This window comes from Micromonospora radicis (assembly GCF_003583405.1).
Lineage (GTDB): Bacteria > Actinomycetota > Actinomycetes > Mycobacteriales > Micromonosporaceae > Micromonospora > Micromonospora radicis.
Genome location: NZ_QXEC01000007.1, coordinates 43162 through 57741 on the forward strand (window position 1 = coordinate 43162; position 14580 = coordinate 57741).

Annotated in this window: 12 protein-coding genes; 5 read left to right on the plus strand and 7 right to left on the minus strand. The window is 73.2% G+C overall.

Annotated elements, in window-relative coordinates; all coding sequences use genetic code 11:
- Positions 1–91 precede the first annotated feature (91 nt).
- The 3 genes from D2L64_RS09570 to D2L64_RS09580 form a co-directional block, all read right to left on the minus strand.
- The gene (locus D2L64_RS09570; protein ID WP_119574771.1) at positions 92–2353 is read right to left on the minus strand and encodes a catalase; all 2262 of its coding nucleotides are present in this window, start codon (positions 2351–2353) and stop codon (positions 92–94) included.
- A 129-nt stretch (positions 2354–2482) separates the two neighbouring features.
- Positions 2483–3907 (minus strand): rifampin monooxygenase, encoded by a 1425-nt coding sequence (gene rox, locus D2L64_RS09575; protein WP_119574535.1) that lies wholly within the window; start codon positions 3905–3907, stop codon positions 2483–2485.
- Positions 3908–4075: 168 nt separating this feature from the next.
- Positions 4076–5059, minus strand: coding sequence for an NAD(P)-dependent alcohol dehydrogenase (locus D2L64_RS09580; protein ID WP_119574773.1), 984 nt, complete (start codon positions 5057–5059; stop codon positions 4076–4078).
- 117 nt (positions 5060–5176) lie between these two features.
- Here D2L64_RS09580 and D2L64_RS09585 point away from each other — a divergent pair, with 117 nt between their 5' ends.
- The gene (locus D2L64_RS09585) at positions 5177–5893 is read left to right on the plus strand and encodes a TetR/AcrR family transcriptional regulator (protein WP_119574537.1); all 717 of its coding nucleotides are present in this window, start codon (positions 5177–5179) and stop codon (positions 5891–5893) included.
- Between the two features lie 18 nt (positions 5894–5911).
- Here D2L64_RS09585 and D2L64_RS09590 read toward each other — a convergent pair whose 3' ends face one another.
- The 4 genes from D2L64_RS09590 to D2L64_RS09605 all read right to left on the minus strand — a co-directional run bounded on the left by D2L64_RS09590 (position 5912) and on the right by D2L64_RS09605 (position 10535).
- Positions 5912–6907 carry a DUF5954 family protein gene (locus D2L64_RS09590; protein ID WP_233558878.1) on the minus strand — a complete coding sequence of 332 codons (996 nt, stop codon included), beginning with the start codon at positions 6905–6907 and terminating at the stop codon, positions 5912–5914.
- Positions 6908–7110: 203 nt separating this feature from the next.
- A complete protein-coding gene (locus tag D2L64_RS09595; RefSeq protein WP_119574541.1) occupies positions 7111–7923 on the minus strand; it encodes a hypothetical protein in 813 nt (270 codons plus the stop codon).
- Positions 7920–8981, minus strand: a complete 1062-nt coding sequence (locus tag D2L64_RS09600) for a WxL protein peptidoglycan domain-containing protein (protein ID WP_119574543.1) — start codon at positions 8979–8981, stop codon at positions 7920–7922. The genes D2L64_RS09595 and D2L64_RS09600 overlap by 4 nt, the downstream gene beginning before the upstream one ends.
- Positions 8982–9014: 33 nt before the next feature.
- Positions 9015–10535 (minus strand): HtaA domain-containing protein, encoded by a 1521-nt coding sequence (locus tag D2L64_RS09605; protein WP_119574545.1) that lies wholly within the window; start codon positions 10533–10535, stop codon positions 9015–9017.
- A 135-nt stretch (positions 10536–10670) separates the two neighbouring features.
- Between D2L64_RS09605 and D2L64_RS09610 the strand changes: the two genes are divergently transcribed.
- The 4 genes from D2L64_RS09610 to D2L64_RS09625 are packed head-to-tail and all read left to right on the plus strand — an operon-like array spanning position 10671 to position 14369.
- On the plus strand, positions 10671–11525 hold the full coding sequence (locus D2L64_RS09610; RefSeq protein WP_119574547.1) for a hypothetical protein: 855 nt from the start codon (positions 10671–10673) through the stop codon (positions 11523–11525).
- Positions 11522–12532, plus strand: coding sequence for a heme/hemin ABC transporter substrate-binding protein (locus D2L64_RS09615; protein WP_119574549.1), 1011 nt, complete (start codon positions 11522–11524; stop codon positions 12530–12532). The genes D2L64_RS09610 and D2L64_RS09615 overlap by 4 nt, the downstream gene beginning before the upstream one ends.
- Positions 12529–13557 carry a FecCD family ABC transporter permease gene (locus D2L64_RS09620; RefSeq protein WP_119574551.1) on the plus strand — a complete coding sequence of 343 codons (1029 nt, stop codon included), beginning with the start codon at positions 12529–12531 and terminating at the stop codon, positions 13555–13557. Before D2L64_RS09615 ends, D2L64_RS09620 begins: the two co-directional genes overlap by 4 nt.
- Positions 13554–14369, plus strand: a complete 816-nt coding sequence (locus D2L64_RS09625) for a heme ABC transporter ATP-binding protein (RefSeq protein WP_119574553.1) — start codon at positions 13554–13556, stop codon at positions 14367–14369. Before D2L64_RS09620 ends, D2L64_RS09625 begins: the two co-directional genes overlap by 4 nt.
- Positions 14370–14580 lie beyond the last annotated feature (211 nt).

Here is a 14580-nt window from a genome sequence, read left to right on the forward strand (position 1 = left end):
GCTGCCCGGCCGGTCGCGCGCCGGGCAGCCTCCACATCGGTTCGCGCCAGACTCGCCGGGGCCACGGCAGGACCGCCGGGGCCACGACGGGTCAGCCCACCGGGGCGGGGAACCTCTCCCAGACCCGGTGCTGGGCCATCAACTGCTGCACGCCGACGAAGACGTCGGCGGCGGTGTCGCCGGTGACGACACCCGGCGTTCCGCTGACCCCGGCCCGGTCCAGCACGGCGACACCGGTGTCCCAGGCGCCGATCGGCTTTGCGTGCCGCCAACATTCCTGCACCAGCAGCAGCACCCGCGGGTCGACCGTGGTGGCGCCCGGGGCGTCGGCCCTGGCGTCGCGGGCCGGCAGCGCGTCCGGCGCGGGGACCGGCGCCGTGGCGAGCAGGACCGCGTCCAGTTCGACCGACCGGCCGGTGGCGAAGGTGCGCTGCACCGGCAGGTCGCCCAGCCGGCCGCCGTGCGGGGCGATCAGCAACGGCACCATGTCGGCGGCGAACACGGCCCGGCGTACCTGGCCGACGGTGTCGAGGTCGGCGTCGGAATCCACCACGATGCCGACCAGCCGGCCGTCGCCCGGCCACTGCCGGCCGACCTGGGACAGCGCCGGGCTGGGCGTGACCTCCGCCAACGGCAGGGTCGGTTCCGGTGCGGGCAGTCCCAGGCCGGTGGCGACCTCGGCGCAGAGCACCGGGTCGATGTTGGCCAGGCACCGCAGCTGACGTTCCTTGATCGCCTGGTGGTAGCACTTGCCCAGTTCGAAGGTGTAGGCGCGGATGATGTGCTCCCGCTCGACCGGGGACATGCTCAGCCAGAACAGCCGGGCCTGACTGAAGTGGTCGTCGAAGGAGGCCGGGTTCTGCCGGATCTTCGGCGCCGCGGTCACCTGCACCGGTACGTCGACGAACGGGTGGTCGTCGTCGCCGGCCGGGAAGGGGTTGCCGCCGTCGAGCGAGTTCGGCCGGTACGGTGCCACTCCGGCGTGCACCGCGTGCTGGTGGAAGCCGTCGCGCAGCATGTCGTTGACCGGGGCGTGCGGCCGGTTGATCGGGATCTGCGAGAAGTTCGGTCCGCCCAGCCGGGTCAACTGCGTGTCGACGTACGAGAAGAGCCGGCCCTGCAACAGCGGGTCGTTGGTGACGTCGATGCCCGGCGGCAGGTGACCGACGTGGAAGGCGACCTGCTCGGTCTCGGCGAAGAAGTTCGACGGGGTGCGGTTGAGGACCAACCGGCCGACCGGCTGTACCGGCGCCAGCTCCTCCGGCACGATCTTCGTCGGGTCGAGCAGGTCGATGCCGGCGAACGTCTCCTCCGGGGTGTCGGGCAACACCTGGATGCCGAGTTCCCACTCGGGGAACGCGCCGGCCTCGATGGCGTCGTAGAGGTCACGGCGGTGGAAGTCCGGGTCGATGCCGCCGAGCAGCTGCGCCTCCTCCCAGACCAGGGAGTGCACGCCCAGCTTGGGCTTCCAGTGGAACTTCGCCAGCGCCGTCTCCCCCGCCGCGTTGACCAGGCGGAAGGTGTGGACGCCGAAGCCCTCCATGGTCCGGTACGAGCGCGGGATGCCCCGGTCCGACATGTTCCACATGGTGTGGTGTTGCGCCTCGGTGTGCAGCGAGACGAAGTCCCAGAACGTGTCGTGGGCGCTCTGGGCCTGCGGGATCTCCCGATCCGGGTGCGGCTTGGCCGCGTGGATGATGTCGGGGAACTTGATGGCGTCCTGGATGAAGAAGACCGGCATGTTGTTGGCGACCAGGTCGAAGGTGCCCTCGTCGGTGTAGAACTTGGTGGCGAAGCCACGGGTGTCCCGGACCGTGTCGGCCGATCCCCGCGAGCCGAGCACGGTGGAGAAGCGGACGAAGACCTCCGTCTCGCGGCCCTTGGCCAGGAAGGCGGCCCGGGTGACGTTCTCGGCGGTGCCGTACCCGGTGAACACGCCGTGCGCGCCGGCTCCCCGGGCGTGCACGACCCGCTCGGGGATGCGTTCGTGGTCGAAGTGGGTGATCTTCTCGCGCAGGTGGTGGTCCTGGAGCAGGACCGGTCCGCGTGGGCCCGCCTTCAGTGCGTGGTCGGTGTCGCGCAGCCGGGCGCCCTGCGAGGTGGTGAGGAAGTCACCCTGTTGCCCCGTCGCCGTGGCCGGCGCCCCGGTGCGGGCGCCGGTCGGCGTACGGGTCTGTGGTGATCCCTGCTCCGGTTTGGGTGGCAGTGGACCGTGCGGGGTGGTCGGTTCCCCGACCGCCGGTGGGGCGCTGCCCGGCGCGCCGGGCACGTCGGGGCTGAGCACGTCGGCCACCTTCTCCGCCGCCGACTCCACCACGTCCTTGACCGCCTTGGCGGGATTGCGGGTTTCCATCGCTGCCGGTACCTCCTGGAACACGACGACCAGATGCCAGGGCGATACCCGGGCCACCACCGGCAAAACGGGTCGAACATCACTGACCGGGGCGATACTCGCCATCCCGCTCCGCCCGCTCGGGCGGGGCTACCCGGCGGTGCCGAACCAGCGGGGCAGGTGGCCCAGCAGCTCCTGCTGGTCGTCGCCGACCCACGCCACGTGGCCGTCGGGTCGCAGCAGTACGGCGGGTACGTCCAGTTCCGCGCTGGCGTCGACGACGTGGTCGACGCGGTCCGCCCAGCCCGCCACGGAGAGCCGGCCGGTCTGGTCGAGCAGTAGTCCCCGGCCGGCGTGGGTCAGCTGGTAGAGGCGCCCGCCGCGCAGTCGCACGTCCCGCATCCGCCGGCCGAGCAGCCGGTGGCCGGTGCCGAAGTCGTAGCGGACGCCGATCGCGGTGATCTTCTCGGTCAGGTAGCGGTTGACCTCGTCGAAGTCCAGCAGCTGCGTCAGCAGTCGGCGTACCGCCTGCGGCCCCGGTTCGGTGGAGAGCAGTTCCATCTGGGCGCGGGTGTTGTCCAGTACGTCGGCGGCGACCGGGTGCCGTTCGGTGTGGTAGCTGTCCAGCAGCCCCTGTGGTGCCCAGCCGTTCACCTCGGCGGCGAGTTTCCAGCCGAGGTTGAACGCGTCCTGGAGGCCGAGGTTGAGGCCCTGGCCGCCGGTGGGCGGGTGGATGTGCGCGGCGTCGCCGGCCAGCAGCACCCGGTCGACCCGGTAGCGTTCGGCCAGCCGGGTGGCGTCGCCGAAGCGGGACAGCCAGCGCGGTGAGTGCACGCCGAAGTCGGTGCCGGCGTACGTGCGCAGTTGCTGGCGGAACTCCGCCAGGGTCGGCGGGACGTCGCGGTCGGTGGCGAGCCCTGCCGCCGGTACGACGACCCGGTACATCCCGTCGCCGACGGGTCCGAGGCCGAACCGCTTCTGGGTCTTGCGGACCTCGGTGACCACCTCGGCCACGGTCTGCGGCGGCACGTCCACCGCCATCTCGCCCAGTAGCGTCTCGACGCGGCTGGGTTCGCCGGGGAAACCGACGCCGATCAGCTTGCGGACCGTGCTGCGGCCGCCGTCACAGCCGATCAGGTACCGGCCGGCCAGCCGGGTGCCGTCGGCCAGTTCGGCGGTCACGCCCTGCTGGTCCTGGGTCAGCCCGACCAGTGCGCAGCCGCGCCGGATCTCGGCGCCGAGTTCGGCGGCCCACTCGGCGAGCAGGCGGTCGGTGGTGGGCTGTGGGATGCCGAGGACGTACGGGTGGGCGGTGTCCAGCCGGTCGGGCGCCGGCTTCTCGATGCCGGCGAAGAAGCCTCCGGCGGGGTACTGCCGGCCGTGTGCGGCGAACCGTTCCAGCAGGCCACGCTGGTCCAGCACCTCGATGCTGCGTACGTGCAGGCCGAGCGCGCGAACGTACCGGGGTGGTTCGGTCTCCTTCTCCAGCACGAGCACGCCCACCCCGTGCAGTCGCAACTCCCCTGCCAGCAGCAGGCCCGTCGGTCCGCCACCCACGATGATCACATCGAACATCTGCCACCCGTTTCGCCGAGGTCTGCTTCCGCCAATGCCCTGTTTGCGCAGGTACTGGCTCCGGGCGGAGATTCTGCGGCATCACCGGGGTCTTGCCGCAAGACCCCGTATGTGCTATATGTTGGGAGTGGCAGGAAGAGCACCATCTTCCTGCCATTCGCTTTGTCGTCACACGGTGATGACCACCTTGGCCCGGGCGTGCTCTGCTTCGAGGTAGCGGATGGCCTGCGGCACCTCGTCGAGCGGGTAGGTCCGGTCGACGACCGGGGTGAGGCGGCCGGCCTCGGCGTGGGCCCGGAGCCGGTCGAGGTGCGGGCGGCTGGGCGTGGCGGTCAGGATGGCGATGCGCTGCCGGACCAGCGGCGCCAGCAGCCGGCCGCGCGTGAGGAGCCAGACGGGTCCGACGAGGCTACCGCCGCGGTAGACGCCACCCCCGGAGAGCACCAGTGTGCCGGTCGGGGTCAGAGACCGCCGCAGCGCGGTGATCGAGCGGTTGCCGACCAGGTCGAGGACGAGGTCGTGGCGGCCCGCGTGGCGGGTGAAGTCGGTCCGGGTGTAGTCGACCACCTGGTCGGCGCCGAGGGAGCGGACCAGGTCGACGTTGCGGGTGCGGCAGACCCCGGTCACCGTCGCGCCGAGGGCCTTGGCCAGTTGGACGGCCAGGGTGCCGACCCCGCCGGAGGCCCCGTTGACGAGGACCCGCTGGCCGGGCTCGACCTGCCCGAGGTCGGACAGTCCCATCAGGGCGGTGACGCCGGCCAGCGGCAGGGCGGCGGCCTGCCGCGGGGTCAGGTTCGCCGGTGCCGGTGCGACCAGGTGTTCGGGGAGGCAGGCGTACTCGGCGAACGCACCGTTGGCGTCACCAAGGTCGCCGAAGACGGCGTCGCCCGGGCGGATCTGCCGCACCTGGGTGCCGACGGCGGTGACCCGGCCGGCGAAGTCGCGGCCACGGATGCGGGCCCGGGGCCTGGACCACCCCAGGCTCAGCCGCGCCAGCCGCGGGTCACCGCGCATGACGTGCCAGTCATAGGCGTTGAGCGCGGCGGCCTCGATGCGCACGAGCACCTCTTCGGAGCCGGGTACCGGCACGTCGACGTCCGCGAGCCGCAGCGTCTCCGGTGGGCCGTACCGGTCCTGGACGATCGCTCTCATGCCCACTCCCCTTCCCTGGTGTACGGCGTACACCTGATATCGAGAACGATAGGTGTACGCCGTACACCCGTCAAGCCGGATATGGTTCTCCGCGATACCGGACGAACGAGGACGCGAATGGTTGACCAGGCCGAGACGCTGCGCCGGACGCCGCTGAGCAGGGATCGGATCCTGCGCGCCGCCGTCGCGCTCGCCGACGCGGCCGGCATCGAGTCACTCAGCATGCGCAACCTCGCCCAGGACCTCGGCGTGGCGCCGATGGCCCTCTACAAACACGTGTCCAACAAGGACGAGCTGCTCGACGCGATGATCGATCTGGTGGTCGCCGAGATCGATCCACCGGCACCGGGCGCCGGCTGGAAGCAGTCGGTACGCGGCCGGATCCTCTCCGCGCGGCAGGCGCTGCGCCGGCATCCCTGGGCACCGCTCGCCGTCGAGTCCCGGAACATGGCGACCCCGGGCCTGCTCGCCTATCTCGACTCGGTGGTCGGGACACTGCGGGCCGGCGGCTTCTCGGCCGACCTCGCCCACCACGTCATGCACGCGATGGGCAGTCGGGTTCTCGGCTTCAGCCAGGAACTCTTCGACACCGCCCGGGACACCGGTCGCTCCGGCGCCGCCGCGGATCAGCCCTCCGCCGACATGCCACCCGAGATGGCGGCCCGCTTCCCGCACCTCGCGGAGATCGCCCGCGCCGCGGCCCACGATGACGGGTCGGTGGTGGGGCCGGGCTGCGACGACCAGTTCGAGTTCGAGTTCGCGCTGGACCTGCTGCTGGACGGGGTGGAACGGCTACACCGCCAGGGGTGGACGTCGGCGCACCGGCCCGGCTGAGACGCGGCCGGTCAGGGATCAGTCGATGTCCAGGTCGGGCAGCCGGCCCTCGGCGCGCAGTTGCGCGAAGTGCGCCTCGGGCGGCGGCTCCGGATCCGGATCGGAGGGACGTGGAGGCTCGGGCCCGTCGGCGCAGAAGCGCAGGAGCGTCTCGATGCGGATGACCCGGAACCGGCGTCCGAGCACATTCACCTCGTCGGCCCGGGTCGCCTCCAGTTCGTCGGCGGCCCGCCGGTACTCGGCGGCCTCCCGCTCGGTCGGGTTGGCGATCCGCGGCACCAGCCACCGGAAGTCGAACAGGATCAGGTCACGGGCCTGCTGTGGGGTCGCCACCGCCCGACTCGACGGTTGCCAGCCACCGGCCACCTGCTCGGCCACCGCGTACCGGGTGGGCAGCACGACCCCGTTGGGATGGGAGCTGACGGCGGCGACGCTGTCGGCTCGCACGTCCACCGGCACCCGCGCGCGGGGATAGTGGGCGGGCAGCAGCTCGATCTTCAGTAGGGCGGCCCCCACACCGGTGGGTGCGCCGGGATCGGCGATCAGGTCGGTACCGCCGAGGAAGTCGTCACAGATGTCGGCCTGCCGCGGGTCGGGGTCGGTGGGTCGGGGTGGCTCCGGACCGTCCGGGCCGAACCGGGTGAACGTGTCGGCCCGGATCACGCGGTGGCGGCGGCCGCCGACCGTCACCTCGTCGACCTTCTTCCAGTCGAGCACCCGGCCGACCGCCGCCAGCTCGGCGGCCAGGTCCGCGCCGACGCCGGCGGCGAGTTGCTCGCGCAACCGGTGGGCCAGCGCGTCCCGGGCGGCCTGCGGCGTGTCCTCGGCCAGGTCGTGAATGCGCCATCGCCCGCCGCCGAGGTCCACCGCGTAGCCGAACGACGGGGCCCCGATCCGCAGGGTCGGGTAGCTGGCGGCCCGCTCGGCGGCGTCGTGGTCGGTCACCACGCCGACCGGGTCGTCGCCGCGCCGGATGCGGATCACCACCCCCGACAATCGCTCACCGTCATCCATGGGTCAACATTCTGTGACGACAGGGTCCGACACGCCAGAACCGGACCGGCGACACGGCGAAGTCGACCGGCGCGGGGGCCGGCGCGTACGACGGCGGGCCACCCGGGCGGGGTGAACGTCCGGGCGGACGCGACGGCGGGCGCCGGCACCGGGTGCCGACGCCCGTCGGGCGGATGACTCAGCGCTTGGCCTGCTGCTTGCGGTCAGTGTGGGGCCGACCGGGCACGGTGCCGGCGTACCTCTGTCGCCGCCAGCACCGCTGCCACCAGGCCGAGCAGCCCGGCCAGGCCCCAGGGTTGGTGCTCGGTGCTGGCGGTGACCCGGCTCGACGTACCGGCGGTGACGATCTCGCCGTGGATCTGGTACGCACCGAGGGCGGGTGCGGGCAGCGCCACCGGGATCCGGACCTCGCGTTCCTCACCGGCGCCGAGGTCGGGCGGGACGGGTGGGACGACGAATCCGGTCGGCTCCGGGCCGCGGCCGACGCTGAACGACCAGGACACCGGCGCCGGTGCCGCCTGCTCGTTGCGCAGGCGCAGCACCAGGGTCCGCCGGCTGGCGAGACCGAAGTACGCCGCCCACCCGTCGTCGCGTTCGAGCTGCGCATCGGCGATGACCACCGGGCGGATCGCCGTCGGCGCGGCGGCGCCGACGGCCGTCGGGCGTGCGCCGGTGACGACCAGCGCAGCACCCGCCGACAGCCGGGTGTCCAACGTGGTCACCCGCACCCGGCAGGGGCAGCCGCCGGGTGGGGCGGCCACGGTCAGCGGGGCGCCACCGCTGCCGGTACCGGGCAGGTGGATCTGCGCCGAGGTGTCCACCGCGCAGCGCGGCGGCGTACCGGCGTCGCACAGCTCGATGACCACGGTGCCGGCGGGCCAACCGGTGAGCCGCACCAGCACCCGCTCGCCCGGCTTCGCCTCGGACCGGTCCAGCCCGACGCGGGGATCCGGGGCCGGGGCGCCGGTCAGGGCCAGCCCGGCGACCAGCGCGACGGCGTACGTCAGCGGCCTCACGTGTCGGCCGGTTCCGCACGGCGGCGGGCCCGCAACCGGCTGGCGAGCAGCCAACCGACGGCGGTGAGCAGGACGGCGGTCCACACCCACGGCACGGCCCAGACGGTGGCGGTGCGGGTCACCGTGGGCAGCATCCGGTCCGGGGTGGCGGGGTCGACGACCACGTCGGCGGCGAGCCGGCCGGCCGGAACGACGCCGTTGACCTGTTCGGTGATGGTGATCGCCGCGCCGGGCAGCACCTCGGGCACGGTGACCGGCTCGGTGCGGGCCAGCCGGAGGCCGAACGGCCCGTTGAGGCGTACCTGGGTGGTACCGGTCAGCCGGGTGTTGCCGCTGTTGCGCAGGCGGTAGCTGACCACGACCGGACCGGTGCCGAACGGGTTGAGCGGATTGTCGTAGCCGATCCGCATCGCCTCGACCTGGAGGCCGGGACGGACCGGTCCGGCCACCCGCAGGTAGATCCGGGCGGCGACCCGCCGGTCGAGGTTGACCTGCCCGCCGCTGTCGGTGGACCGGAGCTGGGCGATCGAGGCGACCACGCCCCCGGCGTGGTCACCGGGGGTGGCGTTGGCCGGCACGGTGAGCTGGAACGGCACGATCACCTGCTTCCCGGCGGGCACCCGGTAGGTCCGTTCGGCGAAGGTGGTCCACGCGCCGACGTCGACCGGTGGTCGGCTGGCCGGGTGCAGGGCGAAACCGCCGTCGGTGGTGGTGAAGGCGTCGGCGCCGTAAACGGCGAAGGTCATCGCGCTGCTGCCGAGGTTGGTGACGGCGACCCGGTCCTCGATGCGTTGGCCGGGTTCGGCGTCGTAGACGAAGTAGCTGCGGCCGGTGGGACCGGAGGGGCCGGACGGTTGCACCGCCCAGGTGAAGCCGGCGTCCGGCGGTGAGGGGCTGGGGGCCGGTGCCACACCGACCGAGGGGCCGGCGGCCGGTGCCACACCGACCGCAGGGCCGGCGGCCGGTGCCGCGAGGGCGGCGGGGCCGGCGGCCAGGGCGGTGACGAGCACGGCGAGGACCGCGGTGGCGACCAGGTGCGGGGAAGGGCACCTCGTCATCGTTCTGCGCACAACAAGATGCCCTTCCACGCGTCAGGACAGGGTCAGGGTGAGGGTGGCGGCGTAGTCCCCCGGCGCGGTCGCGGCCGGGACCCCGAGGTCCAGGTCGGCGGCGCACCGGAAGCTGCCGGCGCTGGCGCCGGCAGCGGCGGCGCACAGGGTTCGTGCGCTGCCCAGACCGTCACCCGGGTTGGCCCGCCCGCCCGGCGTGACCACTCCGGGCGTACCCACCAGGTCGTCGGGGAGCACCGACGCGCTCGGCGCCCAGCCGAGGTTGTCGGCGGCGATGACGCCGCCGAGCGCGCTGGTGAAGTCCTCCACCTGGCCGACCACGTTCCAGCCGGCGTTGGTGCCCCGCAGGTCGTTGACCGTCACCGCGTTGAGCGCGCCACCGGCGACGGCACCCGGGTGTACGGCGGACAACGCCACGGCGTTGCCGGCCGAGGTCAGCGTCAACGGGCCGGACTGGAGCACCTGGGCGGTGATCTCCTGCTCGGCTCCGCTCGGAGCACCCGTACCGCCGCCGAAGGTGATCGGGGTGAAGGTGTCCTGGCTGCGGTCGCTGGAGGCGTGCGCGGCGAAGGTCAACACGTAGCACTGGGTCACCGTGCAGTCGACCGGGTCGCCGTTGCCGTCAATGTAGCTCGGCACCAGGTCCAACGTGGTGCTGAAGCTGCCGTCGGCGTCGAGCTTGACCTGCGCGGCGGACGACGAGGCGTTCTTGTGCACCCACTTGACCGGCTTGTACGGGCGGGAGTTCGTCCAGTGGTTGTCGCCCTTCGGTCCGAAGGCGACGTAGACGCCGACACCGCCGTTGGCGTCCGGGTCGAATCCGGAGCCGGTGACGGTGACGGTGGCACCCTCGGTGTCGAGGGCGGCGGACGGGTTCACCGTCACCGTCGGGGTGGCGGGGGTGCCACCCCCGCTCGCGGTGGTGAAGGTGACCGACGCCGGGTCCAGCGCCGTACCGGCGGTGAAGAAGCCGGCGAACGCCGCCGCTCCGGTCTCGGTGAGCGTGGTGGTGAGGTTGCTCCAGCTCACCGTCTCACCGGCGACGGTCGGGCTGGTCGCGCCGGTGCCGAGGGTGGCGATGGCGGCCTGCTCGATCTGCACCGGTTCGAAACCGCCGCCGCTGACCTGGAGGTCGACGTCGGCGAGCAGGGAGCCGCCGGCACCGTCCACCACCACGGTGGGGTTGGTCAGGGTGATGGTGAAGAAGTGCGCCGGGTAGGAGAACACGACGGTGCCGCCGTAGTTCACAGTGGTCGCGCCGGTGGCGCTGTCGTACGTGCCGCCGGTGGCCGGGAACCTGAAGGTGCCGTCGGCGTTTCGGGTGGCGCCGTCGCCGACCGCGATCGGCGGGTTGCCGTTGCCGGTCGAGACGTACGCGCGGAACGAACTCTTGAAGCCCCAGTCGAGGCTCCCCCCGGTGACGTCGACGGGCGCCGCGGCCGCGGGATTCACCACGGCCAGTGACGCGGCGGCGCCGAGCAGGGCCGCCGACGCCCACCGGTACGACCGTCGGCGGATACCGCCGGGTCTGGGTACGGACATGTGTGTTCCTCTCAGAAGGGGGAGGGCGAGATTAGGTTAGGCTCACCTAATCTTGGCGAGAATCCTCCGAACACCCTCTTGCGCGACCGTCAAGATCTACTTAGGTTAGCCTAACCAATCTTCCGGAGGTCGCTCATGCCTGCCCGCCTCGCCGCTGCCCTGGTCAGTGCGATGCTGCTGGCCCTCGGCACCCTCACGGCCAACCCCGCCTACGCGGACACGGTCGGCAAGGGCCCCGACGGCCAACGGCTCACCGTCACCAGGACGAGCGGAATCCCCCTCGGGGGTGCCACCGTCACCGTCACCGGATCCGGCTACGACACCAGCAAGGGCGTCTACGTCGCGTACTGCGTGGACAACGGCCCCGACACGGCACCCTCCCCCTGCGGCGGCGGCATCGACACCAGCGGCGCCACCGGAGCCTCACACTGGATTTCGTCCAACCCACCCGCCTACGGCGAGGGACTGGCCGTCCCGTACGGCTCCGGCGGATCGTTCAGCGTCCAGATCCAGATCACCGCACGCATCGGCGACGTGGACTGCACCGCCCGCCGGTGCGTGGTCGCCAGCCGCAACGACCACACCCGCAGCTCGGACCGCTCGCAGGACGTACGGGTGCCGGTCACCTTCGCCACCGCGACCTCCGGCCCGAGCCCCCGCGCCACCACCGCGGCACCGGCCACCGCGGCCAGGACCGCCGCCGCACCGACCACCGGTACCGCACCGACCACCGGCACCGGACCGACCGGTACGCCCGCGTCGGCCGGCAACCCGGCCACGACCGTCGACCCGGCCGGCGCCGGGACCGGCACGGACGACGGGACCGCAGCGGACGGGACCGCCGACACCGGCGAGCAGGTACACACCATCCAGGTCAGCGACAGCGGCCCGGCCGGCCGCTGGTTCACCGCCGTCCTCACCGGCCTCGCCGTACTGCTGGTCCTGCTCGTGGCGCTGCGCGCCCGACGGCGGCGACGGGCCCCCCGATGAGGCGCCTGCTACCCGCGCTGCTGGCGTTGCCCGCGCTGCTCGGCCTCACCGGCTGCGCCGCCGCGGCGCCGGCCACGGTGTCGCCGGCCGGCTGCGGACCGGCCACCGCCGTGGTCACCGACACCGACGTCGCACCGATCGGCGCCGATCCCGGCAGCGCGCTGCCGGCCACGGTCACCTCGGCCGACGGCAGCAGCGTCACGGTCACCGACGCCAGCCGCATCCTGCCGGTCAACCTCTACGGCTCGATCGCCGAGATCGTGTTCAGCCTCGGCCTCGGTGACCGGGTGATCGGGCGTGACACCTCCACCACCTTCTCCGCCGCCAGCGGCCTGCCGGTGGTCACCCCGGCCGGGCACGACCTGTCCGCCGAGGCGATCCTGCGGCTGAACCCGAGCGTGGTCATCGCCGACGAGAGCATCGGCCCGCCCGAGGTCCTCGCCCAACTGCGTCGCGCCGGCATCCCGGTGGTACTGGTCGACGACGAGCAGAGCCTCGCCGCCATCCCCCGCAACATCCGGGCCATCGCGGCGGCGCTCGGTGTGCCCGAGGCCGGCGAACGGCTGGTGGCCCGGGTCGACGCCGAGCTCGCCGCGGCCCGCCGGACCGCCCCCGCGGGGACCGCCCCACCGCGCGTGGCGTTCCTGTACGTGCGCGGCACCGCCGGGGTCTACCTGATCGGCGGCAGGGGCGCCGGCTCCGACGAGATGATCCGGGCCATCGGGGCGACCGACGCCGGTACGGAGCTCGGGCTGTCCCGGTTCCGGCCGCTGACCAGCGAAGGTCTGATCAACGCGGCACCGGACGTCATCCTGGTGATGACCGAGGGTCTGGCGTCGGTCGACGGCGTCGACGGCCTGCTCGCCCTGCCCGGCGTCGGTCAGACCCCGGCGGGCCGGCACCGCCGGATCGTGGACATGGACGACGGCCTGCTGCTCACCTTCGGTGCCCGGACCGGCCGCGCCATCCAGGCCCTCGCCGAGGCGGTATACCGATCGTGCGGATGAGACGGACGGCGCTGCTCGTCGGGCTGGGCGTCACCCTCGTTCTGCTCTGCCTCGTGGCGGCCGGCACCGGGCAGGTCCGGGTGCCACCGGCCGAGGTCCTCGGCTCGATCCTGCACCGGGTCGGCCTCGACGTCGGGCCCCTGCCCAGTGCCCCGCACGGGGAGAGCGCACTGTGGGTGGTGCGCTTCCCCCGGGTCGTGCTCGCCGTGGTCGTCGGGGCGGCGCTCGGCTGCGCGGGCGCACTGATGCAGGGCGTCTTCGGCAATCCGCTGGCCGAGCCGGGCGTCATCGGGGTCTCCGCCGGTGCCGCCGTCGGCGCGGCGTCGGTCATCGTCACCGGAGCCGCCGCGCTCGGCGGCTGGACCGTGGCCGCCGGGGCGTTCCTCGGCGGCCTCGCCGCCACCGGCCTGGTCTACTCGATGTCGCGCGCCGGAGGACGTACCGAGGTGGTCACCCTGGTGCTGACCGGCATCGCGGTGAACGCGGTGGCCGGCGCGCTGATCGGTCTGCTGATGTTCTTCGGTGACACGGACGCGGTCCGGGCCATCGCGTTCTGGCAGCTCGGCAGCCTGGCACAGGCGAACTGGGCGGCGGTGGGCATCACCGCGCCGTGCGCGGCGGTCGGCGTCGGGATCGCCGTCGCCACCGCGCGCCGCCTCGACCTGCTCGCCCTCGGCGACCGGTCCGCGGGGCACCTGGGCGTCCGCGTCGAACGGCTCCGGCTGCGGATGATCGTGGTGACCGCGCTGCTCGGCGCGGCGGCGGTGGCCTTCACCGGCGTGATCTCGTTCGTCGGGCTGGTGGTGCCGCACCTGGTCCGGATGGTCGCCGGCCCGGGCCACCGGCTGCTGCTGCCGGCGAGCGCGCTGGGCGGGGCCATCGTGGTGGTCGCCGGTGACCTGGCCGCCCGGACCCTGGTCGACTACCAGGAACTGCCGCTCGGCGTACTGACCGCAGTGGTCGGCGGGCCGTGCTTCTTCTGGCTGCTGCGGCGTACCCGGGCCCGGGCCGGAGGTTGGGGATGAGACGGACCCGCACGTTGCCGCAGGTCGGCCCGGTCGAGGCCAGGCTGCGCGTCGACCGGCTCGGGGTGCACCGGGGCGACCGCCCGATCCTCTCCGACGTGACGTTCAGCGTCGCGGCGGGCGAACTGCTGGCGCTGGTCGGGCCGAACGGCGCCGGCAAGAGCACCCTGCTCGGCGCCATCTGCGGCGATCTGCCACCCGCCGACGGCGACATCGAGTTCGCCGGTCGGCCGCTGGCCCGCTGGGCTCCGGTCGAGCTGGGACGGCTGCGTGCCGTGCTGCCGCAGCGCACCACCATGTCGTTCCCGTTCACCGTCGGCGAGGTGGTCGCGATGGGGCGTGCCCCGTGGGCCGGCACCCGGCACGCCGCCGAGGACGACGACGCGGTCGACGAGGCGCTACGGCTGACCGGGATGCGGCCCTTCACCGGCCGGGTCTTCTCCGCGCTCTCCGGCGGCGAGCAGGCCCGCGCCGCACTGGCCCGGGTCCTCGCCCAACGCACCCCGATGCTGCTGCTGGACGAGCCGACCGCCGCGCTGGACCTGCACCACCAGGAGCTGGTGCTCACGCTGGCCCGGGAACGCACCCGGCAGGGCGGCACCGTCGTGGTCGTACTGCACGACCTGGGTCTGGCCGCCGCGTACGCGGACCGGATCGCGTTGCTGGCCGGCGGCCGGCTCGTCGCCGACGGCCCGCCGACCGAGGTGCTGACCGCCGACCGGCTCAGCGCCGTCTACCAGCACGAGATCGAGGTGCTGCCGCATCCACGCACCGGCGTCCCGCTGGTGGTGCCGGTACGCCCGCCCGGCTGACGACCCACCGGGTGGGGGCCTTCATCGCGTACGCCGGTGGCGGGTGACTGCTCGACCCGGCAGCCGTCGGACCACTCCGGCGTCGGTGGGACGCGGTGGTAAGACCGTTCAGCCCAGCGGAGCCTGAACAGCCAGGGCCGGGATGTTGTCGAGCTGATCGGGGCGACGTTTTGCCCTGATGATGCCGGGCCGGTACCTCGCGTTCGAGGAG

Coding starts and splice junctions, on each gene's coding strand:
- D2L64_RS09605 (WP_119574545.1), bottom strand. CDS start 10,535: ATGTCCGTACCCAGACCCGGCGGTATCCGCCGACGGTCGTACCGGTGG.
- D2L64_RS09620 (WP_119574551.1), top strand. CDS start 12,529: ATGAGACGGACGGCGCTGCTCGTCGGGCTGGGCGTCACCCTCGTTCTG.
- rox (WP_119574535.1), bottom strand. CDS start 3,907: ATGTTCGATGTGATCATCGTGGGTGGCGGACCGACGGGCCTGCTGCTG.
- D2L64_RS09625 (WP_119574553.1), top strand. CDS start 13,554: ATGAGACGGACCCGCACGTTGCCGCAGGTCGGCCCGGTCGAGGCCAGG.
- D2L64_RS09580 (WP_119574773.1), bottom strand. CDS start 5,059: ATGAGAGCGATCGTCCAGGACCGGTACGGCCCACCGGAGACGCTGCGG.
- D2L64_RS09615 (WP_119574549.1), top strand. CDS start 11,522: ATGAGGCGCCTGCTACCCGCGCTGCTGGCGTTGCCCGCGCTGCTCGGC.
- D2L64_RS09585 (WP_119574537.1), top strand. CDS start 5,177: ATGGTTGACCAGGCCGAGACGCTGCGCCGGACGCCGCTGAGCAGGGAT.
- D2L64_RS09590 (WP_233558878.1), bottom strand. CDS start 6,907: ATGGATGACGGTGAGCGATTGTCGGGGGTGGTGATCCGCATCCGGCGC.
- D2L64_RS09570 (WP_119574771.1), bottom strand. CDS start 2,353: ATGGAAACCCGCAATCCCGCCAAGGCGGTCAAGGACGTGGTGGAGTCG.
- D2L64_RS09610 (WP_119574547.1), top strand. CDS start 10,671: ATGCCTGCCCGCCTCGCCGCTGCCCTGGTCAGTGCGATGCTGCTGGCC.
- D2L64_RS09600 (WP_119574543.1), bottom strand. CDS start 8,981: ATGACGAGGTGCCCTTCCCCGCACCTGGTCGCCACCGCGGTCCTCGCC.